The following is a 21,960-nucleotide window of genomic DNA, read 5'->3' as shown; positions in this document are numbered from 1 at the left end:
GCGCGTATCGACGCGCAACTCGGGGGAGTGTCGCCGCCGCGGCCGGGTCCGGGGGCGTGAAGGGCCTCGGTCGTCGGAGGTGAACGACCGGGGCCCGCCCCGTTTCCCGGACGGTCCGGCCCCTCGAAAAGCGGCTTCCCCGGACGACCCGCCTCCTGGGACGAGCGGCCCCTTCTGACCAGCGGCCCCGGCAGTCCCGAAGAGGCCGACGGTCTCGAAGGGGCCGACGGTCTCGAAGGGGCCGACGGTCTCGAAGGGGCCGACGGTCTCGAACGACCGGCGAACTCGGACGGCCGACGGCCTCAGATGACCGGCGGCCTGCCCAGTCGGGTGAGCCGCCATACCGTCCGCCACTTCATGGGCCGACGAGCACCCGCCGGCTTCCGCGCGCCCTCCGCGAACCCGCCGAACCAGGCCCTCAGTCCGGCGAACGAGCGCGTCCGCAGCAGCGTGACGGCGAGCCAGACGCCCAGGTGAACCGGGATGAGCGGCAGCGGCAGGTTGCGCCGGACCAGCCAGACCCGGTTGCGGGCGGTGACGTGGTGGTAGATGGCGTGCCGGGCGGGCGAGGTCTTGGGGTGCTGCAGCAGCAGTTCGGGCGCGTAGAGGATCTTCCAGCCGGCGTCGGTGGCACGCCAGGCCAGGTCGGTCTCCTCGTGCGCGAAGAAGAACTCGGCGGGCCAGTCGCCCGTCTCTTCGAGCATGGCCATGCTCAGGGCGTGGCCGCCGCCGAGGAAGCCGGTGACGTACCCGCCCTGCATCGGGTCGGACGCGCCGACGCGCGGTACGTGCCGGCGCTGGGTCTCTCCGTGTTCGTCCGCGATGCGGAAGCCGACGATGCCGAGGCGGGCGTCGGCCGCGTAGAGGTCACGGACGCGGCGCAGGACGTCGGCGTCGACGAGCAGTCCGTCGTCGTCCAGTTCGACGACGACGTCGACGTCCCCGAACTCACGGAGGTGGGCGAGGCCGACGTTGCGGCCGCCGGGGCAGCCGAGGTTCTCGTCGACGTCGATCGTGGTGACCTCGCCCGGGAGGGAGAGTCGCTCGGCGAACTCGGGGAGCACGCAGCCGTTGCCGATGATCACGATGCGGGCCGGGGCGAGGTCCTGCTTGGCCACCGACTCCAGCAGTGCGTCGACCTGCGCCGGCCGGTCTCCCATCGTCACCACCGCGACGGCGATCCTCGGCTCCACCGCATCCCCCACGTCCACCACGTCCATCTCACTCCGTCCGGCCCTCGACGGCGGCCGCGTCCCGTGTCGTCGCGGCGGCGTCGTTCACCTAGATGTTGCCTCAGAGGCGGCCGTTGCTCCGACAGCCCTCTGTTTCCCCTGCCTTCTCCACATGTTCTCCTGCCGGGCCGTGTCCTCTCTCGGCCAGGGGGTGACAGATACGCCCACACCTCGGCCGTAATCTCGGACGGGACCTTCCCAGTTGGACGAAGGACCACCCGGTAGAAAGCCGCCTGGAGGAAACGCCGTGCCATTCCGTTGTGCCGTACTCGACGACTTCCAGAACGTCGCGACGACCGTCGCCGACTGGTCGGCCCCCGGGCAGGAACTGGAGGTGGTCCCCTTCACCGAGCACTTCGGCGGCGAGGGCGAACTCGCCACGGCACTGGCCGACTTCGACTGCGTGGTCACGTTGCGGGAACGGGTCCCCTTCCCCGCGTCGCTGCTGGACCGTCTCCCCCGGCTGCGCCTGCTGATCGCCTCCGGCATGCGCAACTCGGTGATCGACTACGCGGCGGCGAAGGCGAACGGCGTGACGGTCTGCGGCACGCAGAGCTCGTCGACTCCGCCGGTCGAGCTGACCTGGGCCCTCCTGCTGGGCCTGGCCCGGGGCCTGGTCCAGGAGAGCACGGCTTTGCGGGACGGCGGGCCCTGGCAGTCGACGGTCGGCGCGGACCTGCACGGCCGCCATCTCGGTCTGCTGGGCCTGGGGAAGATCGGGAGCGCGGTGGCCCGGGTCGGACTCGCCTTCGGCATGGAGGTGAGCGCGTGGAGCCGCAACCTGACGGAGGAGAGGGCGGCAGAGGTCGGCGTGCAGCGAGCCCCGTCGAAGGAGTCGCTGCTCTCCGAGAGCGACTTCGTGTCGATCCATCTTGCGCTGAGCGACCGCACCCGCGCTCTGATAGGCCCCTCCGAACTGGCGCTCCTGAAGCCGACGGCATACCTGATCAACACCTCGCGAGCAGCGATCGTCGACCAGGAGGCGTTGCTGGCGGCTCTGCGGGACGGCCGCATCGCCGGCGCGGGCGTGGACGTCTTCGACGTGGAGCCCCTCCCCGCCGACCACCCGATGCGAACCGCTCCCCGCCTGCTGGCGACCCCGCACCTCGGCTACGTCTCCCGAGCCAACTACGAGCGGTACTACGGGCAGGCGGTGGAGGGGATCCGGGCGTATCTGGCGGGAACACCGGTGCGGCTCCTGGGCTGATCTCCCGGGCTGACGGCCGCCCGCCCGGCGCGGGTCGGCGGCCCCGTGTCCATCCACGGAGTGGCGGGCACGGCGGAACACCGAGGCCCCCCGTGCACAGCCTGTGCGGTCTGGCTACAGCGCTTGCTCGCGCTGGGCCGGGCCCCGCACGACCGCAGACCGGAGAGGAGCTAATGTGCGAGGCATGAGCGCAGACGAACGTGAAAGCCCGGACAGCGGGCAGGAGTTAGGGACGGCTCCTTGGAGCTGGGGGGATCTGGGCCCGGTCGGCGGGATCGTCATGGCGCTCTCCGGAATCGGTCTTCTCCTGTGGGGGTTCCTGGGCCGGACAAGCTCCAGCCCTTCACTGATCTACCAGGCCGCGAAGGTCGTGGCGATCGGCCTGGTGGTCGCCGGTACCACCCTGGTGGCGCGCCGACGCGGCTCGTCACAACGCCCCGACGCAGAGACAGAGTCTGCTCCACGGTCGTGATCCGTACCGGCCCGAGCCGGGGACCGGGGGCCCGGCTCTCGCCGGCGGCGCCGTTGCAGCGCTGTGCACAGTCCCGGCCGTGTAGATAACGCGGGCAGTGGCCGGCGCACCTTCTGCTTCGAGGACGAAGCAGCCCCGACCGGCCGGCCGCCGGAAGCCCGCACGCAGGGCCGGCGCGGGATCACCCTGACCTCAGCTCGAAAACGACGAAGCCGCTCGTGGCCGAGGGGAAAAGGCTGTCGGTGATCCTCCGCCCGCAGAAGCGCGCGGACTCAAACCCGGCACTTTTGGAGGCATTGGGCCCTTCCGCCGAAGGTGATTCCGCTTCCCGAGGCGGAAACTCCGACCTGTGCAGGGCGAAAGGCGGATCAGGAGAGTCCGGCCACGAAACGCCGTTGCCAGGGTGTCTCGACCGCGCGGTGGGAGTAGTGCTCCCGCACGTAGCTGATCGCCTGATCGTCAGCAAGCCCGTCGAGCACGACGAGGCAGGCCAACGCCGTTCCCGTACGTCCGAACCCGCCGCCACAGGCGATCTCCACCCGCTCGCTCTCGGAGCGTTTCCTCAGCTCACGCAATGATTCGAGGAACCCGTCCCGGTCAGACGGGAGCCAGAAATCGGGCCATCGGATCCACCGGCTCTCCCACTCGACGGGCGGTGGCCGACGTCCTCGGAGATAGAGCGCGAAGTCGGGGCGCGGACCGGCGGGGAGCGGCCTCCGAAGTCCACGGCCTCTCACGAGCCGCCCCGAAGGCAGGCGGAGTACACCCTCCGCCGAGGACTCCCACGTGGCGATCATGCCGAAAGCTCACCTCCCGGTTCAGCGTCATCACGATTCCTCGATCTTCCCTGAATACCATGCCCGGCACCCGCCGCGAAGGGGCTTCTCCCGCTCACCCGCGCCGAGATCCGGTGCCTGTTCGTCGCCCTCGTCATCCGACCCGTGCCCGACGCCGCTCACCGGCTCGGCTGGTCCGGCTGGTCCGGCTGGTCCGTGGTCCGGCTGGTCCGTGGTCCGGCTGGTCCGGCTGGTCCGGCGGCGGCGACGTCATCAGGCCCGGTCGCGAGCCGGCCACTACCACCGGCAGGGCGAACGAGACGTGATGTGCCGAGCACGCTGGTCGGCAACTGCGCACCGCACATGGCCACTTCGGTGCGCAGCGGGCGAAGGGCATCTGTTCAGCCGAGGACCGCGGTGGCTTCGATCTCGACCAGGTGGTCGGGAACGTCCAGTGCCGCAACGCCCAGGAGCGTGGCCGGCGGGACCGGGGTGGTTCCCAGCTTTGCGGCCGCCCGGGAGATCCCCTCCAGGAGCGGGGGCATCTTGTCGGGAGTCCAGTCGACAACGTAGAAGGTCAGTTTTGCCACGTCGTCGAAGGAGCCGCCGGCCCCGGCCAGGGCGGTGCCGATGTTGAGGTAGCACTGCTCGACCTGCGCGGCGAGGTCCCCTTCGCCGACCGTGATCCCCTCCGCGTCCCAGGCGACCTGCCCGGCGATGAAGACCAGCTTCGTCCCGGTTGCGATCGAGACCTGCCGGTAGACATCGATCTCGGGCAATCCGCTGGGGTTCACCAGGGTGATGGGCATACCGTCCGCCTCCTTGTCCGGGCATCGTGGGCCCGTGCTCGTCACGCCAGACCCTCGTGGTCTCTTGTGGTTACTCAGGAACCGTAAGAGAGTGGTCACTGACATGGAAGAACGCACTTTTTCGTGACTGGGGAACCTGATGGTGACCAAGCAGATCGCGGGCCGATCCGAGGAAGCGGACCTCAGGCGCGCGGACTCGTTGGCGCGAGAGATCTTCTCCGACGTCGCCAACAAGTGGGCGTTCCTGATCATCGAGACTCTCGGTGAACGCACCCTGCGATTCAGCGAGCTGCGGAACGAGATCGAGGGCATCAGCCACAAGATGCTCACTCAGAACTTGCGCATGCTGGAGCGCAACGGCCTGGTCGAGCGCAACGTGCACCCCACCGTCCCGCCGCGTGTCGAATACACCCTCACCGAGCCGGGCCAGGGCCTGCGCGCAACCGTCGACGGAATGTGCGACTGGACCCACCGGTACTTCGGTCACATCGAGGCCGCCCGCCAGCGCTTCGACGGCTGACGGCGCCGATCACGATGCCCATCTGGAGTACCGGATCGTGACTGCCCAACCGATACCGACCGAGCAGGGACGCGGCTCGTGGTGCATCTACCGGAAGTCCCAGAAGAGTTGGGCGTCCTGCCAGTCCTGTTCGGAGATCACGCTGGATCCTCCGCGCAGTTGCCGTCGGCGGAGTCGGGGCGCGAAATCAACTGAGACCGGAACCGAGACCGGAACTGACACCGACGGCAGCCGCGGATCCGGATCCGGTAAAAGCAAAAGCCCCAGGTCACGGCGAGTGAGTCCTGAGGCTTCGGCAGAGCCGCCTTCGGGATTCGAACCCGAGACCTACGCATTACGAGTGCGTTGCTCTGGCCATCTGAGCTAAGGCGGCGCGCTGTCCGCACCATGGTGCGATCAGCAACGTCGGTAAGTCTACACAGTTTCCAAGGGTGATCTGAACCAGCCCGGGGGGGCAGCGGGTGCGGGGTCGGTTGTGGGGCTATGAGCAGCGCTTTCCCTTCGCCGGAGGAGTGCCGTGGAGCAGGTAGGCGTTGATCGCGGAGTCGATGCAGGCACTGCCACGGCCGTAGGCCGTGTGGCCGTCGCCCTCGTAGGTGAGGAGGCGGCCCGAGGCGAGCTGGCCCGCCAGGGAGCGGGCCCATGGGTAGGGGGTCGCCGGGTCGCGGGTGGTGCCGACGACGACGATCGGGGCTGCGCCCCTGGCCTCGATGCGGTGCGGTGCGCCCGTGGGTCCGACCGGCCAGTACGCACAGTTCAGGGAGGCCCACGCGAGGCCTTCGCCGAAGACCGGGGACGCCTTCTCGAACGAGGGCAGCGCCTTCTCGACCTGCTCCGGGGCGGTGAAGGCAGTCGGGAGGTCCAGGCAGTTGACGGCCGCGTTGGCGGCCATCAGGTTCGCGTAGCGCCCTTCCGGGGCGCGCTCGTAGTAGCCGTCGGAGAGGGCGAGCAGTCCCGCGCCGTCGTTCTCCTTGATCGCCGACGTCAGCGCCTCGCGCAGCTGCTCCCACGTGCTCTCGTCGTACATCGCCGCGATCACGCCGGTGGTGGCGAGGGCCTCGCCGAGCTTGCGGCGGTCCGGGTCCCCCGTGGGGATCGGGTGCGCGTCCAGCCTGCGGAAGAAGGCCTTGAGGTCGGCGCCGACCCGGGCGGGCTTCGCGCCCTTCCCGCCGAGCGGGCAGTCGGAGTGCCGCACGCAGTCCTTCGCGAACGACTGGAACGCCGTCTCGAACCCCGCCGTCTGGTCCAGGTTCAGCCGGCGGGCGGGCAGTGAGGGATCCATCGCGCCGTCCAGGACGAACCGGCCCACCCGGTCCGGGAAGAGGCCCGCGTACGTGGCGCCGAGGAACGTGCCGTACGACGCCCCCACGTACGTCAGCCTCCGGTCGCCCAGGATCGCACGCAGGATGTCCATGTCCCGGGCCGCCTCCACGGTGGAGACGTGACGCAGCAGCTTCGGCGCGTGGGCTCCGCAGCCCTCCGCGAACCTCTTGTAGGCGTCGACCAGTCTTGCCCTCTCCCGCTGGTCGTCGGGGGTGGTGTCGGTCTGCGTGTACGCGTCCATCGCCCGCCCGTCGAGGCACTCCACGGGCTCGCTGCGGGCCACACCCCGCGGGTCGACGGCGACCATGTCGTAGCGGGCGCGGACCTCGGCGGGGTAGCCGACGCCGGCGTACTGCTGGAGGTAGCCGATCGCCGAGCCGCCTGGACCGCCCGGGTTCACCAGCAGTGATCCGAGCCGCTTGCCCGGGCCCGTGGCCTTCTTGCGGGCGACGGCGAGCCGGATGTCGCCCGCGCCCGGCTCCGCGTAGTCCAGCGGAGCCTTCATGGTGGCGCACTGGAAGCCGGGAACACCGCACTCACGCCAGCTCAGCTTCTGTCCGTAGTACGGCGAGAGCGCCGACGGCGTGGCCCGCGGCAGCGCGGCGAGCGCCGCCACCGCCGTGGAGCCGGCGGAGCTGGCCGGCTCGTCGGCGGAGCAGCCTGAGACGAGCAGCGCGGTGAGGGAGAGCAGCGTGACGGCGGCACGGGACCTGCGGAGGGAGCGCCTGATGTGCATTCAGCGAGCGTAACTCTGTGCGACGAGATGAACGCCGTACGTTCGGGAACTGCCACGGACGAGGGACCCCGTCAACACTCGGTCGACGTACTTCCCCGCCGGCCCACGTGCCTCCCCGCCGGCCGACGGGGCTCCCGGCCGACCCGGCTGCGGGCTGCGGGCTGCGGGCTGCGGGCTGCGGGCTGCGGGCCAACGGTCGGCTCGATTCCGTCGCCGTGCCCGTGCTCGGTCTGTGGACTCGGCATAGGTCCGCGTCAGCCCGTTCGCAGCGCCGGCGTCAGCCCGCCCTCAGAGCCATGGTCATCGCCTCGACCGCCAGCAGCGGAGCCACGTTGCGGTCCAGGGCCTCTCGGCACGCGGCGATGGCCTCGATCCGGCGCAGCGTCGACTCCGGTCTGCTGCCACGGGCGAGCCGCTCCAGCGCCTCCTCGGCGTCCGCGTTGGCGATCGCGACGCGGGAACCCAGCTGGAGGGCGAGGACATCGCGGTAGAAGGCCGTCAGGTCGGTGAGCGCGACGTCGAGGCTGTCGCGCTGCGTCCGCGTTCTGCGGCGCTTCTGCTTGTCCTCCAGGTCCTTCATCACGCCCGCGGTGCCGCGCGGCATCCGGCCGCCCTGCACCGCCCCCATCGCCGCCTTGAGTTCCTCGGTCTCCTTGCCGTCCGTCTCCTCAGCGAGCTGCTTGGCGTCCTCGGCGGCCGCGTCGACCAGTTCTTGGGCCGCTCTGAGGCAACTGCCGACGTCGTCGACACGCAAAGGCAGTTTCAGCACGGCTGCTCGGCGCTCGCGCGCGGCGGGATCGGTGGCCAGGCGCCGGGCCCGGTCGACATGACCCTGGGTGGCCCGGGCCGCGGCCGCGGCGACGGCCGGCTCGACGCCCTCGCGCCGGACGAGCATGTCGGCGACGGCGTCGACCGACGGCGTGCGCAGGTTCAGGTGGCGGCAGCGGGAGCGGATCGTGGGCAGCACGTCCTCCAGGGAGGGCGCGCACAGCAGCCAGACCGTGCGGGGCGCGGGCTCCTCCACCGCCTTCAGGACGGCGTTGGCGGACTTCTCGTTGAGCCGCTCGGCGTCCTCGACGAGGATGACCTGCCAGCGACCTGTGGCGGGCGAGGTGTACGACTTGCGGACGGTGTCGCGCATGTCCTCCGCGAGGATCTGTGAGCCGACGGCCGCGACGGTGGTGACGTCGGCGTGGGTGCCGATGAGCGCCGTATGGCAGCCGTCGCAGAACCCGCACCCCGGGGTGCCGCCGAGCGCCCGGTCCGGGCTCACGCACTGCAGCGCGGCGGCGAAGGCCCGCGCCACCTGGGCACGGCCGGCGCCGGGCGGGCCGGTGAACAGCCAGGCGTGCGTCATCTTCGACGCCTCCGGCGGGGCGGTGCGGGTGGTGGCCGCGGTGACGAGCGCGTCGGCGTCCCGAGCGGCGGCGGTGAGCTGCTCGCTCACCCTCTCCTGGCCGATGAGGTCGTCCCACACGGTCATGCGTCACCCGGCCCTTTCGTCACGTTTCGCGCTGTGGGTTCCATTGTGCGGGGTGCCACTGACAACCGAGCCCGCCCGCCCGCGAGCGGCCCGGCAGCCCGGAGCCCGGGCGGCCCGGCGGACCGGGCGGCTCGGCCGTGCTCAGCGGCGTCGGCCCCGGCCCCGGCCCTCGGCGGGCCCGTCGTCGTCCCGGTGCGGTCCCAGCAGTTCGTCCGCGAGAGTAGGAAGATCGTCCAGCGGGGTCTCCTCGGCCCAGTCCGAACGCGCCCGCTGTCGGGGCTCGCCTTCCTCGTCGACCTGCGGCAGCTCACGGGTGCGGTCGTCGGTGCCGTCCGGCCGGGCTCCGTCGCGCTCGTCCCGGAAGTAGCCCGGGGGGACCCGGTCCGCGGGACCGGCGTCCCGCACCGGGGGCAGCACGGCCGTCTCGTCCTCGGGGCCGTGCAGGCGCCGGCCACTCGGGCCGCTCCGGCCCTGCCGGCCGCCCTGGCCGCTCCGGCCGGGCACCGGAGGCAGGACCGCCGTCTCGTCCGCCGGTCCGCCCGACGTGTGCGTGGGCGCCGGCCTCGGCGGCTGCGGCAGTTCGGCCGTCACCTCGGCGTCGGCTCCCCCGGCGGGGGACGGCTTCGCGGAGGACTTCTCGGACGGCTGCACGGACTGGCGGGAAGGCTGCTCGGGCTCCTTGTCCATCCGGATCGGAGGCAGTACGGCCGTCTCGTCCACCGGCCCGCCCGACGCGTTCGTCGGCGTCACCACCGGCGTCGGCACGGTCGTCGCCTCCGGCGGGACCGCCGGCCCGGCGACCGGCCCGGGGCGGGTCGCCTTCGGACCGACCTGCGCGGCGGCGGCCGCCTGCTCCGCCGCCCGCCGGGCCTCCTCGGCCCGCAGCAGGGCCTCCTCGGCCTTGCGCTGTTTCTCCAGCCGACGGCTCTCGGCCTCGGCACGGAGCCGGGCCTCCTCCTCGGCCTGCTTGCGCCGGCGCTCCTCGTCCGCCTTGCGGCGGGCCTCCTCCTCGGCGCGGGCCTTCTCCTCGGCGAGCAGCCGGACCCGCTCCTCCTCGGCCCGCCTGCGTGCCTCCTCGGCGCGCAGCCGCGCTTCTTCGGCCTGCCGTTCGGCCTCGCGCCGCTGCGCCTCCTCCAGCTCGCGCCGCTTGCGCTCCTCCTCCTCGGCGCGCAGCTTGGCGAGCTGCTCCTGGCGCTCACGCTCCAGGCGCTCCTCCTCGGCCTTGCGGGCGGCCTCTTCCTCGGCCTTGCGGCGGGCCTCCTCCTCGGCCTTGCGGCGCGCCTCCTCCTGGGCCTTGATCTCGGCCTCGGACAGGGGCAGCAGCTGGTCGAGGCGGTGCCGGACGGCGGAGGTGACGGCCTCGGGCTCCTGCGCCGCGTCGACGACCAGGTAGCGGCCGGGGTCGGCGGCGGCCAGCGTGAGGAAACCTGCGCGCACCCGCGTGTGGAACTCGGCCGGCTCCGACTCCAGGCGGTCCGGCGCCTCCGTGAACCGCTCGCGGGCGGCCTCCGGGGACACGTCCAACAGGACCGTCAGATGCGGCACCAGGCCGTCCGTCGCCCAGCGCGAGATCCGCGCGATCTCGGTCGGGGACAGATCGCGCCCCGCGCCCTGGTAGGCCACGGACGAGTCGACGTACCGGTCGGTGATCACCACCGCGCCGCGCTCCAGGGCGGGCCGCACGACCGTGTCGACGTGCTCCGCGCGGTCCGCCGCGTACAGCAGGGCCTCCGCCCGGTGCGACAGGCCGGCGCTGGACACGTCCAGCAGGATCGAGCGCAGCCGCTTGCCCACGGGCGTGGCTCCCGGCTCGCGCGTGAGGACGACCTCGTGGCCCTTGGCCCTGATCCACTCGGCGAGCGCCTCGGCCTGGGTGGACTTGCCGGCGCCGTCGCCGCCCTCCAGGGCGATGAAGAAGCCGTTCGCGGCAGGGGCCGTCACCGGGTCGTCGCCGCCCCGCAGCGCGTCCCGCAGGTCCTGCCGCAGGGGGACGCCGGAGCGGTCGTCGACCTTGGCGAGCACCAGCGCGGCCACCGGCAGCAGCAGCGCGCCGACCAGCATCAGCGTGAAGGCGGCACCGCCGTGCGCGAAGACGAACTTGCCGTTGTCCAGGCGGTGCGGCCCGATGAGCGCCGCGACCAGCGGGGCGAGCAGCGCGCCCAGCGCCACGAGGACCCGCACGACCGCGTGCAGGTGCTCGGTCGCCCTCGTCCGGCGGTTGTCCTCGGTCTCCTGGTCGAGCAGCGCGTGCCCGGTGTTGGCGGCGACGCCCGCGCCGACGCCCGCCAGGACCATGATCAGCAGCACGCTGGTGACGTCCGGGACCAGCCCGGCCGCGAGCAGGGCGATGCCGGTGAAGGCGATGGCCAGCGCGAGCAGGCGGCGCCGCGACAGCGACACCAGCACCTTCGGCGCGGTCCGGACGCCGACGACGACTCCGCCGGTCAGCCCGAGCACGAGCAGCCCGTACAGCACCGGGCCGCCGCCCAGGTCCTTGGCGTGCAGCACGGCCACGGCGACGGCGGCGGAGATCGCGCCGGCGACGGCGGAGCAGGCGAGCACCAGCAGCGGGATCACGCCGGTGCGGCCCGCGTCGACGCCGGTGGCGGTCCTGGGGCGGCGCAGGCCCTCGAGGGGGGACCGCGGGCGCGGGGTGCGCACCGACGGCAACTCCAGGAAGGTCACGATGGACAGGCACCCGGCGAAGAGTCCGCCGGCGACGTACGAGGCGAGGGCCGCCTGGTGCTGGTCGAACCAGACGATCCCGGTGCCGAGGAGATTGTTGAACAGGGCGGCGACGACCAGCGTCGCCGCGCCGAGCGGGATCGTCACGAAGCCCGTGCGCAGCGAGAGGCGGCGCAGGGCGTCCATGTGGTCGGGCAACGGTCGTACGGTCGCGCCCTCCGGGGGCGGGGCGGGCAGCAGGGCGGGGGCCGCGCTCTCCCGGGCGACCGTCCAGAACCGCTCGGCGACGCCCGTCACGAACACCGTGACGAGCAGCAGGGCCAGTGCGTTCTCCGGCGTCCAGTCGATCCACAGGGGCGCGACGATCAGCAGTGCGGCGCGCAGGCCGTCCGCGCCGACCATGGTCCACCGGCGGTCGAGTGGGCCGTCCGGTGAGGTCAGTGCCGTCAGCGGGCCCAGCAGGACGGCGCCGAAGAGGAGGGTGGCCAGGATCCGCACCCCGAAGACGGTCGCCACTGCGAACGCCACACCTCGGTAGCCGCCCCCGAAGGAGCCCTCGGCGATGGCCGCCTGGAGGACGAGGAGGACGAACACCAGGAGGGCGAGGGCGTCTCCGACCCCGCCCACCAACTGCGCGCTCCAGAGGCGCTTGAGCTGCGGTTCGCGCAACAGGGCGCGCACGGCGCGCTCGCGGGAGTCGGCCACCAGGGCCTCGTCCGGGGCCGGGTGGTGGGCCGTTGGCTGCTCGGCTCGCGTCATGCTTTCAGCCTATCGGCCGCGGCTGACAGCCCGGGGCCCCCGTCCACACGTACGACCGCCCCGACACCAAAGTGATGCCGGGGCGTTCGTTTCGCGAACCTGCTGTGAAGGAACGGTGCAGACCGGGGCCGGTCGGGCCGTCAGTCCTGCGACGAGGACGACGGGGAGGCCGTCGCCTTCTTCGCGGTCGTCTTCTTGACGGTGGTCGCCTTCTTGGCGGCCGTCGTCGTCTTCGCGGTGGTCTTCTTGGCGGCCGTCTTCTTCGCCGGGGCCGCCTTCTTGGCCGTCGCCTTCTTCGCGGGCGCCTTCTTGGCCGTCTTCTTCGCCGGAGCCTTGGCGCGCTTCTCGGCGAGCAGTTCGTAGCCGCGCTCCGGGGTGATCTCCTCGACGCTGTCGCCGGAGCGCAGGGTCGCGTTGGTCTCCCCGTCGGTGACGTACGGGCCGAAGCGCCCGTCCTTGACGACGACCGGCTTTCCGCTGACCGGGTCGGCGCCCAGCTCCTTCAGCGGCGGCTTGGCCGCGGCCCGGCCGCGCTGCTTGGGCTGCGAGTAGATCTCCAGCGCTTCTTCGAGCGTGATAGTGAAGAGCTGGTCCTCGGCCTGCAGCGAGCGCGAGTCCGTGCCCTTCTTCAGGTACGGGCCGTAGCGGCCGTTCTGCGCGGTGATCTCCACGCCCTCGGCGTCCGCGCCGACGACGCGTGGCAGCGACATCAGCTTCAGGGCGTCCGCCAGCGTGACCGTGTCCAGCGACATCGACTTGAAGAGCGAGGCCGTGCGCGGCTTCACGGCGTTCTTGCCGGTCTTCGGGGTGCCCTCGGGGAGTACCTCGGTGACGTACGGGCCGTAGCGGCCGTCCCTGGCGATGATCTGGTGGCCCGACTCCGGGTCGGCGCCCAGCTCGAAGTCACCGCTCGGCTTGGCGAGCAGCTCCTCGGCGAGCTCCACGGTCAGCTCGTCGGGCGCGAGGTCCTCGGGGATGTCCGCGCGCTGGTGGCCCTCGGAGTCCTTCTCGCCGCGCTCGATGTAGGGGCCGTAGCGGCCCACCCGCAGCACGATGCCGTCGCCCACCGGGAACGAGGACACCTCGCGGGCGTCGATCGCGCCCAGGTCGGTCACGAGCTCCTTGAGGCCGCCGAGGTGGTCCCCGTCGCCGTTGCCTGCGTCCGCGGCTCCGCCCTCGACTCCGCCGGTGCCTTCGCCGAAGTAGAACCGCTTCAGCCACGGCACGGCGCGCGCCTCACCACGGGCGATGCGGTCGAGGTCGTCCTCCATCCTGGCGGTGAAGTCGTAGTCGACGAGCCGCCCGAAGTGCTTCTCCAGGAGGTTGACCACGGCGAACGACAGGAAGGACGGGACGAGTGCCGTGCCCTTCTTGAAGACGTAGCCGCGGTCGAGGATCGTGCCGATGATCGACGCGTACGTCGACGGGCGGCCGATCTCGCGCTCCTCGAGCTCCTTGACGAGGCTGGCCTCGGTGTAGCGGGCCGGGGGCTTGGTGGCGTGCCCGTCGACCGTGATCTCCTCGGCGGACAGCGCGTCGCCCTCGCCGACCTGGGGCAGGCGGCGCTCGCGGTCGTCCAGCTCGGCGTTCGGGTCGTCGGCGCCCTCGACGTACGCCTTCAGGAAGCCGTGGAAGGTGATGGTCTTGCCGGAGGCGCTGAACTCGACGTCCCGGCCGTCGGCCGCCGTGCCGGCGATCTTCACCGTCACGCTGTTGCCGGTGGCGTCCTTCATCTGGGAGGCGACCGTGCGCTTCCAGATCAGTTCGTAGAGCCTGAACTGGTCGCCGCTCAGACCCGTCTCCGCGGGTGTGCGGAAACGATCACCCGAGGGGCGGATCGCTTCGTGCGCCTCCTGCGCGTTCTTGACCTTCCCGGCGTACGTACGCGGCTGCGCCGGCAGGTAGTCGGCACCGTAGAGCTGCGTGACCTGGGCACGAGCGGCGGAGACCGCGGTCTCGCTCAGCGTGGTGGAGTCGGTACGCATGTACGTGATGAAGCCGTTCTCGTACAGCTTCTGCGCGACCTGCATGGTGGCCTTGGCGCCGAAGCCGAGCTTGCGGCTGGCCTCCTGCTGCAGCGTCGTCGTACGGAACGGCGCGTACGGCGAGCGCCGGTACGGCTTGGACTCGACGGACCGCACGGCGAACCGCGTGTTCTCCAGGGCGGCGGCGAGAGCGCGGGCGTTCGCCTCGTCGAGGTGGAGGGTGTTCGCGCTCTTGAGCTGTCCCAGGGAGTCGAAGTCGCGGCCCTGCGCGACCCGCCTGCCGTCGACGGCCTGCAGGCGGGCGACCAGCGACGACGGGTCCGACGAGTCTCCCGCGCGGCCGGTCGCGAAGGTGCCCGTCAGGTCCCAGTACTCAGCAGAACGGAACGCGATGCGCTCGCGTTCCCGCTCGACGACGAGACGGGTGGCGACGGACTGGACACGGCCGGCCGACAAGCGCGGCATGACCTTCTTCCACAGGACCGGCGAGACCTCGTAGCCGTAGAGGCGGTCGAGGATGCGGCGGGTTTCCTGGGCGTCGACGAGCTTCTGGTTGAGCTGGCGCGGGTTGGCGACGGCGGCCCGGATCGCGTCCTTGGTGATCTCGTGGAAGACCATCCGCTTGACGGGGATCTTCGGCTTGAGGACCTCCTGGAGGTGCCAGGCGATCGCCTCGCCCTCCCGGTCCTCATCGGTGGCGAGGAAGAGTTCGTCGGACTCCTTGAGCAGGTCCTTGAGCTTCTTGACCTGCGCCTTCTTGTCGGCATTGACGACATAGATCGGCTGGAAGTCGTGTTCGACGTCCACACCGAGGCGGCGTACCTCGCCCGTGTACTGGTCCGGCACCTCCGCGGCGCCGTTGGGAAGGTCGCGGATGTGCCCGACGCTGGCCTCGACGATATAGCCGGGGCCGAGATAACCCTTGATCGTCTTCGCCTTGGCAGGCGACTCGACGATCACGAGTCGGCGGCCGCCGTGTGCGGTCTCGCTGGTCGGGGACAACTTCGCTCTTCTCTCCGGATCGACGCTGGGCCCTCCCCAGGCCTTGCTCCCGGGGTCGGGTCATGGGGACGCTGCGGAGTGTGACGGTACATCCCGCCCCCGTGTCAAACGGGAAAAGCCCGCAACGGCCACTCGAACGGTAACCCGACTACCGCCATTCCTGCCGCCCGGAGTACCGACCGGCCCTTTTCCGTACGTCCGGAACACGTCGTCCCCTTTATCGGCGGGACAATCGACGGGACCACCCTCACGCCGCTCGAACGAAGATCCGGCGCCATCCTCGAAGACGGCCCGCGATCCGGTCCCGTCGGTGGTCCGCGCGGTGATCCCGCCGTATCCGGACGTGGCTCCCCGGCGGTCTCAGAGGCGGGTGAAGCACCACGCGCCGAGGGCCAGCGTGGCGACCGCGGCGAGGCCGGCCAGCGTCGCCGATGCGACGGGGCTCACATCCTGGGCCACGGGTTCGCGGTGCCGCACCCGGACCGCGGTCCACACCAGGAGCGCACCCCCGAACAGGACGAACACCATCCCCGCGAAGATCGTCGGCCCACTCTCCATGCTCGTCCCCGCTCCTGTTCTCCCGCTCTCCCACACCCCGGCCCCGGGGAGAATGGCACGCACGGGCGGCGGCCCGGCGAACCCGAGGTGAACACCGGGACTACGAGCGGGGTCGGAGGGCCGGGGGCAGCCACTGGGCGGGTCTGGGCGGGTTCGAGGGGGACGACCGGAGCCCGGGGCGGTAAGCGGCGGGCGAGTGCCGCCGCCCGGGCGGGCGGCGGCGGGGCGAGCGCCGGGAGGGCAGGCGGCCTCGGGCGGGACGGGCGCGAGGGGGCGCGAGCGGCCTGCGGGAGGGACCGGCCCGGCCCGGCCTGGCTTGGGCGGCCGGGTCGCTCGCGGGCTCTGCGGTCACTCCGCAGGTTCCGCCGCCGGCCCGCAGGCTCAGCGGTCACTCCGCAGGTTCGAGGAACCCCTGCTCCACCAGCAGGCGGATCTGAGCCGGAGTGCGGTCCCGCAGCAACACCGGGTCTTCTCCGACCAGTTGGGCGATGGCGTCGAGAATCCGGCCGGCGCTCAGCGAACCGTCGCACACGCCCGCGAAGCCCGCGCCGACCGTGTCCACCTTGGTGGCCCGGCGCATGCCGCGGTTCTGGCGCAGCACGACATGCTCCGGGTCCTCGGCGCCGGGCAGCCCTACCTGCTCCTGGACGACCTCCGCGGCCAGGCGGAAGCGTCCCGCGAGGAGGGCCGCGTCGTCGTGCGTGCGCAGGTGGTCGAGCCGCTCGAAGTGCGCCAGAACCGTGTCGCCGAGCGGCTGTTCGACCGCGTGGGGCCATTCCTCCACCGTGATCACCGGCTCCGCGGCCGTCGTCCTGCGCAACGTGATCCAGCCGAATCCGACGGCCTTCACCTTGCGCGCCTCGAACTCGTCCAGCCATGCGTCGTAGCGCGCCTGGTACTCGGCCTGGTCGCCCCGGTGGTCGCCGGCGTCGCGCAGCCACAGCTCCGCGTACTGCGTGACGTCCTGCACCTCACGCTGCACGATCCACGCGTCGCAGCCGCGTGGCACCCATGACCTGATCCTGTCCTGCCAGTCCTCCCCCTCCACGTGCTGCCAGTTCGCGAGGAACTGTGCGAACCCGCCCTCGCTCAGCCGTTCCCCCGCTCCCTGAACGACCGAGCGGCACAGATCGTCCCCGCCCATCCCGCCGTCCCGGTAGGTCAGCCGGGCGCCCGGCGAGATCACGAACGGCGGGTTCGACACGATCAGGTCGTACGTCTCGTCCTCGCGGAGCGGCTCGAACAGGGAGCCCTCGCGCAGGTCCGCGGCCGGGGCTCCGGACAGCGCGAGCGTGAGCGCGGTGATGTGCAGGGCGCGCGGATTGAGGTCGGTCGCCGTCACGCGCGTGGCGTGCTGGGCGGCGTGCAGCGCCTGGATGCCGGATCCGGTGCCGAGGTCGAGGGCGGTGGACACGGGCTTGCGGACGGTGATGCCGGCCAGGGTCGTCGACGCGCCGCCCACGCCGAGGACGACGGCCGCGTCCGCCGGCCGGCCTCCGCTCGCGCTGCCGCCGGCGCCGCCGACAGCGCAGCCCAGGTCGGACACGATGAACCAGTCCTCGCCGTCCGGCCCGCCGTACGGGCGGACGTCGACGGTCGCACCCACCTCGTCCGGGCCCGCGGCGGCCAGCCAGCCGGCCTCTACGCACGCGCGTACCGGCAGGAACTCCGCCACGCGCGCGTGCGGCACCGGCTGCTGCAGCAGGAAGAGGCGGACGAGTGTCTCCAGCGGCGTGTCCCCGCGGGTCGCGCGCAGCGCGGGCACGGTCTCGCTGCGCGCGAGGGCCGCGTAGGCGGGGGCGCCGAGCAGTTCGAGGAGGCCGTCCGCGGTGAAGGAGGCCGCGAGCAGGGCCTCGCGCAGCAGGGCGGCGACCTCGGGACGGTCGGCCGAGGGCAGGGGGGACGGGGTGGCGTTACTCACGCCTCCCATTGTCTCCCGTCGCCGCTCGGGTGGCGTCCCCCGCAGCGCCCCGGGCCACGCCGCCGTCAGCTCGTCGTGGCGCGGGCCTTGGCGGAGGAGGCGACCTTCTGGCAGGTCTCCTGCTTGGCCATGGCGTCCTTGACGTCGCCCTGTTCGAGGTTCTTCAGCGCGGTGTTGCCGCTCTTGCTGAGCTTGCCGAGGTCGGTGGCGATGTTCTGCAGGCCGTCGGCGAACTTCGCCTGGTCCTTCGTGTCCAGCGCGTCGACCTGCTTCTTCAGGCCGGCGTAGGAGGTCGAGAGGGTGGTGAGCGCCGCGACGGCGTCCTTCTGCTTCTTCTCGCCGCCGTCGACGCCGGGCGGAACCCCCGCCTTCTGGACGGCCTGGGCGAGCGCGTTGTAGGCGTCGGACATGTCCTGGAAGGCCTGGGAGTCGGTCTTCTGAACGTTCGCCGGAGGGTTGTTGTCCGTGGCGCCCTGCTTGATCGCGGCGTTCGCCGCGTCGACCTTCGCGTCCTGGGCGGGCAGGGCGTCGCAGACCTGCTTGGCCCAGGCGTCGAGTTCCTTGTTGCCGCCGTCGTCACTGCTGCATCCGGACAGCGCCAGTACCAGTACCGCACCGCCGGACAGTGCGGCCGCGAGCTTCTCGTTCACCGGATCGGTCCCTTCCATGGCTCTCGGCCCCGGAACATACACGCCAACCGGGCGACAACCCCAGAACGAATGTCCGCTATACAGATGAATGAAGCTATTTGCACCAAGAGAGAGAAGGGTCACGGCATGGTCACACGCCCGACACGGCGGGCGGGCGGCGCGGCAACCCGCACCGCCCGCCCGCCCTTTGAGCTGGGACCCGATGAGCAGGTCTACGAAACCACCGCAGGATCGGCCGACTTGGACGCCTTTCCCGCATTGTCCTCATCACCCACGGCGATGCCACGCCGCTTGGAGATGTAGACGGCGGCCACGATCACGGCGAGCGCGAGGACCGCGATCACGATCCGTACGCCGATGCTCTTGTCGTCGCCGTAGCTGAACTTGATCACGGCGGGCGCGATGAGCAGCGCCACCAGGTTCATGACCTTCAACAGAGGGTTGATCGCGGGACCGGCGGTGTCCTTGAACGGGTCGCCGACCGTGTCGCCGATCACCGTCGCGGCGTGCGCCTCACTGCCCTTGCCGCCGTGGTGACCGTCCTCGACGAGCTTCTTGGCGTTGTCCCACGCACCGCCGGAGTTGGCCAGGAAGACGGCCATCAGCGTGCCGGTGCCGATGGCGCCCGCCAGGAACGCGCCCAGCGCCCCGACGCCGAGGGTGAACCCGATGAAGACGGGGGCCAGCACGGCGAGCAGTCCCGGTGTGGCCAGCTCGCGCAGGGCGTCCCGGGTGCAGATGTCGACGACCTTGCCGTACTCCGGCTCCTCGGTGTAATCCATGATCCCGGGGTGCTCGCGGAACTGCCGCCGCACCTCGAACACCACGGAACCGGCCGACCGGGACACCGCGTTGATCGCCAGCCCCGAGAAGAGGAAGACGACCGCCGCGCCCGCGATGAGGCCGACGAGGTTGTTGGGCTGTGAGATGTCCATCATCAGGTTCAGGGGCGCGCCCGCTCCGGAGAGCTTCTCACCGACGTCCTGCGCGCCGGTCGTGATCGCGTCCCGGTAGGACCCGAAGAGCGCCGACGCCGCAAGGACCGCGGTGGCGATGGCGATGCCCTTGGTGATGGCCTTGGTCGTGTTGCCGACGGCGTCGAGGTTGGTGAGCACCTGCGCGCCCGCGCCCTCGACGTCACCGGACATCTCCGCGATGCCCTGCGCGTTGTCGGAGACCGGCCCGAAGGTGTCCATCGCCACGATCACGCCGACCGTGGTGAGCAGCCCGGTGCCGGCCAGCGCCACCGCGAACAGCGCCAGCATGATCGACGTGCCGCCGAGCAGGAACGCCCCGTAGACGCTCAGACCGATCAACAGGGCTGTGTAGACGGCCGATTCGAGCCCGACCGAGATGCCGGCGAGGACGACCGTGGCGGGTCCGGTGAGCGACGACTTGCCGATGTCGCGCACCGGGCGGCGGCTGGTCTCGGTGAAGTAGCCCGTCAACTGCTGGATGACAGCGGCCAGGAGGATGCCGATCGCCACGGCGACCAGGGCGAGGATGCGCGGGTCGCCGTCCTTGCCGTGGACCGCCGCGTCGGTCACACCGTCGAGATCGGCGTACTTCCCGGGGAGATAGAGGAAGACGGCCACGGCGACCAGCGCGAGCGAGATCACCGCGGAGATGAAGAACCCCCGGTTGATCGCGGACATGCCACTGCGGTCGGCGCGACGCGGGGCGACGGCGAAGATCCCGACCATGGCCGTGAGCACGCCGATCGCGGGGACGAGCAGCGGGAAGGCGAGCCCGGCGTCGCCGAAGGCCGCCTTGCCGAGGATCAGGGCGGCCACCAGGGTCACGGCGTACGACTCGAAGAGGTCCGCCGCCATGCCCGCGCAGTCGCCCACGTTGTCGCCCACGTTGTCGGCGATGGTCGCGGCATTGCGCGGATCGTCCTCCGGAATGCCCTGCTCGACCTTGCCGACCAGGTCGGCGCCGACGTCGGCGGCCTTGGTGAAGATGCCGCCGCCGACCCTCATGAACATGGCAATGAGGGCCGCACCGAGCCCGAAACCCTCCAGTACCTTCGGCGCGTCGGCCGCGTACACCAGCACCACGCAGGCGGCCCCGAGCAGACCGAGCCCCACCGTGAACATGCCGACGACGCCACCCGTGCGGAATGCGATCTTCATCGCCTTGTGCGAGACGGTGGTGAGATCCTTTTCAGGTTCGCCTTCCGCCGGAGTCGCTTCCCGGGCCGCTGCGGCGACGCGCACATTACTGCGCACGGCGAGCCACATGCCGATATAACCGGTGGCCGCCGAGAAGGCCGCGCCGATCAGGAAGAAGATCGACCGCCCGGCGCGCTGATTCCAGTCGTCCGAGGGAAGCAGCATGAGCAGGAAGAACACGACTACGGCGAACACGCCGAGCGTGCGCAGCTGCCGGGCCAGATAGGCGTTGGCGCCCTCCTGGACCGCCGCCGCGATCTTCTTCATGCTGTCGGTGCCGTCGCCGGCCGCGAGCACCTGGCGCAGCAGCACGCCCGCGACCACGAGCGCTGCCAGCGCCACGACCGCGATGACCACCACGAGCAGGCGATTGCCGTCGGTCAGTTCTGCCGCTGCGAGAGTTGTGGGGTGGTTCAACGGATGAGAGGTAGAAAGCCCCGCCATTCGTCCTCCTTGACGCTTGGGCTGAGCTCAAGATGTGGACGGATTGTAGGTACCGGAACCTGATCAAAACAGAGCGTGGGAAACGAAATTCGCCTTTTCGTCAAGTAATGCCTTCAAGGCATTGATCGTGAATTGCTTCACGAATTGCAGTCGATTTTCGCCACCGCGTGACTCGGCGTCCCATGATTCACTTTCACGAGACCACTGTCAGCATGCACGAGTACCCAGGTGCGCGCATGCCGAAGGGCCCCACCTGAGTGGGGCCCTTCGGGTGAAGAAAAGTTGTGGCCGGCTCAGACCGGCGTGGCCGCCGCCGAGGCTCTCGGCCAGGTCATGCGGATCTGCCCGCCGTGTTCTCCGGCGGTGACCTCCACGTCGTCGACCAGGCCGCTGATGACGGCGAGGCCCATCTCGTCCTCCTCGGCCTCCACGTCCCCGCCGGAGCCGGGCGCGCGGTCACCGGGCGTCGAACGCGGCGCCTCGTCACCGACCTCGATGGAGAACTGCTTCTCCTCCTCGATCAGCAGCACCTTCACCGGCGCGGTGACGCCGATGCTCTGGTGCAGTCCGACGGCGCGCGAGCAGGCCTCGCCGACAGCGAGTCTGACCTCGTCGAGGACGGCCTCGTCCACTCCGGCCCTGCGCGCCACCGCTGCCGCCACCAGTCGGGCGGTCCTGACGTGCTCGGGCAGCGCGCTGAAGCGGAGTTCAACGGTGGCCATGCGTCCCCCTCGGAACTACGGGCGTGCTGTCAGGGGGCCGGGCCACCTCGGCCCAGACCCCCTGCTTTGTTCGACCAACCGCGCCCGGGCCGCGCGGGGCGACCCGGGACGAGGTGGTCAGTCGGTGGCAGCGACCGCTTCGTCGACCGAGGTGTGAATCGGGAACACCTTGGTCAGACCGGTGATGCGGAAGATCTTCAAAATACGCTCCTGGTTGCAGACCAGGCGGAGCGAGCCCTCATGGGCACGCACGCGCTTCAGTCCGCCGACCAGCACGCCGAGCCCGGTGGAGTCGAGGAAGTCCACGCCCTCCATGTCGACGACGAGGTGGAAATTCCCGTCGTTCACCAGCTCGACCAGCTGCTCGCGCAACTTGGGCGCGGTATATACGTCGATTTCGCCACCGACCTCGACGACCGTACGATCGCCGACGGTACGGGTCGACAGGGACAGGTCCACGGATCCTCCAGCACCTTGCTATCGAGCGGTCGTCCCTCGGAAC

At 71.1% G+C, this 21,960-nt stretch carries 16 protein-coding genes and 1 tRNA gene; 3 read left to right on the top strand and 14 right to left on the bottom strand.

Annotated elements, in window-relative coordinates; translation table 11 throughout:
- Positions 1-302: 302 nt before the first annotated feature.
- The gene (locus tag BG482_RS09395) at positions 303-1,220 is read right to left on the bottom strand and encodes a glycosyltransferase family 2 protein (protein WP_069768438.1); all 918 of its coding nucleotides are present in this window, start codon (positions 1,218-1,220) and stop codon (positions 303-305) included.
- A 259-nt stretch (positions 1,221-1,479) separates the two neighbouring features.
- Here BG482_RS09395 and BG482_RS09390 point away from each other — a divergent pair, with 259 nt between their 5' ends.
- Positions 1,480-2,439, top strand: a complete 960-nt coding sequence (locus tag BG482_RS09390; protein WP_069768437.1) for a D-2-hydroxyacid dehydrogenase family protein — start codon at positions 1,480-1,482, stop codon at positions 2,437-2,439.
- Between the two features lie 184 nt (positions 2,440-2,623).
- Positions 2,624-2,911, top strand: a complete 288-nt coding sequence (locus BG482_RS09385; RefSeq protein ID WP_069768436.1) for a hypothetical protein — start codon at positions 2,624-2,626, stop codon at positions 2,909-2,911.
- 368 nt (positions 2,912-3,279) lie between these two features.
- Here BG482_RS09385 and BG482_RS09380 read toward each other — a convergent pair whose 3' ends face one another.
- Positions 3,280-3,708 (bottom strand): protein-tyrosine phosphatase family protein, encoded by a 429-nt coding sequence (locus BG482_RS09380; RefSeq protein WP_069768435.1) that lies wholly within the window; start codon positions 3,706-3,708, stop codon positions 3,280-3,282.
- Positions 3,709-4,088: 380 nt separating this feature from the next.
- Positions 4,089-4,496 (bottom strand): RidA family protein, encoded by a 408-nt coding sequence (locus BG482_RS09375; protein WP_069768434.1) that lies wholly within the window; start codon positions 4,494-4,496, stop codon positions 4,089-4,091.
- Positions 4,497-4,635: 139 nt separating this feature from the next.
- Here BG482_RS09375 and BG482_RS09370 point away from each other — a divergent pair, with 139 nt between their 5' ends.
- Positions 4,636-5,016: a helix-turn-helix domain-containing protein gene (locus BG482_RS09370; RefSeq protein WP_069768433.1), complete on the top strand. Its 381-nt coding sequence runs from the start codon at positions 4,636-4,638 to the stop codon at positions 5,014-5,016.
- 299 nt (positions 5,017-5,315) lie between these two features.
- On the opposite strand, the gene BG482_RS09365 is transcribed toward BG482_RS09370, so the two are convergent.
- The 11 genes from BG482_RS09365 to bldG form a co-directional block, all read right to left on the bottom strand.
- Positions 5,316-5,389 (bottom strand) — tRNA-Thr (locus tag BG482_RS09365).
- Between the two features lie 108 nt (positions 5,390-5,497).
- Positions 5,498-7,075 (bottom strand): alpha/beta hydrolase, encoded by a 1,578-nt coding sequence (locus tag BG482_RS09360; RefSeq protein WP_069768432.1) that lies wholly within the window; start codon positions 7,073-7,075, stop codon positions 5,498-5,500.
- 277 nt (positions 7,076-7,352) lie between these two features.
- Positions 7,353-8,558: a DNA polymerase III subunit delta' gene (locus BG482_RS09355; RefSeq protein ID WP_069768431.1), complete on the bottom strand. Its 1,206-nt coding sequence runs from the start codon at positions 8,556-8,558 to the stop codon at positions 7,353-7,355.
- A 141-nt stretch (positions 8,559-8,699) separates the two neighbouring features.
- Positions 8,700-12,002, bottom strand: a complete 3,303-nt coding sequence (tmk, locus tag BG482_RS09350) for a dTMP kinase (RefSeq protein WP_069768430.1) — start codon at positions 12,000-12,002, stop codon at positions 8,700-8,702.
- Between the two features lie 140 nt (positions 12,003-12,142).
- Entirely contained in the window at positions 12,143-14,989 is a 2,847-nt protein-coding gene (gene topA / locus BG482_RS09345; RefSeq protein ID WP_069768429.1) for a type I DNA topoisomerase, read from the bottom strand.
- Positions 14,990-15,349: 360 nt separating this feature from the next.
- A complete protein-coding gene (locus tag BG482_RS09340) occupies positions 15,350-15,547 on the bottom strand; it encodes a hypothetical protein (protein ID WP_069768428.1) in 198 nt (65 codons plus the stop codon).
- Between the two features lie 388 nt (positions 15,548-15,935).
- The gene (locus tag BG482_RS09335; RefSeq protein ID WP_256096315.1) at positions 15,936-17,477 is read right to left on the bottom strand and encodes a class I SAM-dependent methyltransferase; all 1,542 of its coding nucleotides are present in this window, start codon (positions 17,475-17,477) and stop codon (positions 15,936-15,938) included.
- A gap of 56 nt (positions 17,478-17,533) precedes the next feature.
- A complete protein-coding gene (locus BG482_RS09330) occupies positions 17,534-18,136 on the bottom strand; it encodes a small secreted protein (RefSeq protein ID WP_069768427.1) in 603 nt (200 codons plus the stop codon).
- 194 nt (positions 18,137-18,330) lie between these two features.
- A complete protein-coding gene (locus tag BG482_RS09325) occupies positions 18,331-20,736 on the bottom strand; it encodes a sodium-translocating pyrophosphatase (RefSeq protein WP_069768426.1) in 2,406 nt (801 codons plus the stop codon).
- A 293-nt stretch (positions 20,737-21,029) separates the two neighbouring features.
- Entirely contained in the window at positions 21,030-21,458 is a 429-nt protein-coding gene (locus tag BG482_RS09320; RefSeq protein ID WP_069768425.1) for an ATP-binding protein, read from the bottom strand.
- A 117-nt stretch (positions 21,459-21,575) separates the two neighbouring features.
- On the bottom strand, positions 21,576-21,917 hold the full coding sequence (gene bldG, locus BG482_RS09315; protein WP_009189842.1) for an anti-sigma factor antagonist BldG: 342 nt from the start codon (positions 21,915-21,917) through the stop codon (positions 21,576-21,578).
- Positions 21,918-21,960: the final 43 nt, after the last annotated feature.

The sequence above is a fragment of the Streptomyces sp. LUP30 genome (assembly GCF_001746365.1).
Lineage (GTDB): Bacteria > Actinomycetota > Actinomycetes > Streptomycetales > Streptomycetaceae > Streptomyces.
Note: the sequence above shows the minus strand (reverse complement) of the source record. Positions and strands in the feature narration are given on the sequence as shown.

Coding starts and splice junctions, on each gene's coding strand:
- BG482_RS09395 (WP_069768438.1), bottom strand. CDS start 1,220: ATGGACGTGGTGGACGTGGGGGATGCGGTGGAGCCGAGGATCGCCGTC.
- BG482_RS09385 (WP_069768436.1), top strand. CDS start 2,624: ATGAGCGCAGACGAACGTGAAAGCCCGGACAGCGGGCAGGAGTTAGGG.
- BG482_RS09380 (WP_069768435.1), bottom strand. CDS start 3,708: ATGATCGCCACGTGGGAGTCCTCGGCGGAGGGTGTACTCCGCCTGCCT.
- BG482_RS09375 (WP_069768434.1), bottom strand. CDS start 4,496: ATGCCCATCACCCTGGTGAACCCCAGCGGATTGCCCGAGATCGATGTC.
- BG482_RS09370 (WP_069768433.1), top strand. CDS start 4,636: ATGGTGACCAAGCAGATCGCGGGCCGATCCGAGGAAGCGGACCTCAGG.
- BG482_RS09360 (WP_069768432.1), bottom strand. CDS start 7,075: ATGCACATCAGGCGCTCCCTCCGCAGGTCCCGTGCCGCCGTCACGCTG.
- BG482_RS09355 (WP_069768431.1), bottom strand. CDS start 8,558: ATGACCGTGTGGGACGACCTCATCGGCCAGGAGAGGGTGAGCGAGCAG.
- tmk (WP_069768430.1), bottom strand. CDS start 12,002: ATGACGCGAGCCGAGCAGCCAACGGCCCACCACCCGGCCCCGGACGAG.
- BG482_RS09340 (WP_069768428.1), bottom strand. CDS start 15,547: ATGGAGAGTGGGCCGACGATCTTCGCGGGGATGGTGTTCGTCCTGTTC.
- BG482_RS09335 (WP_256096315.1), bottom strand. CDS start 17,477: ATGGGAGGCGTGAGTAACGCCACCCCGTCCCCCCTGCCCTCGGCCGAC.
- BG482_RS09330 (WP_069768427.1), bottom strand. CDS start 18,136: ATGGAAGGGACCGATCCGGTGAACGAGAAGCTCGCGGCCGCACTGTCC.
- BG482_RS09325 (WP_069768426.1), bottom strand. CDS start 20,736: ATGGCGGGGCTTTCTACCTCTCATCCGTTGAACCACCCCACAACTCTC.
- BG482_RS09320 (WP_069768425.1), bottom strand. CDS start 21,458: ATGGCCACCGTTGAACTCCGCTTCAGCGCGCTGCCCGAGCACGTCAGG.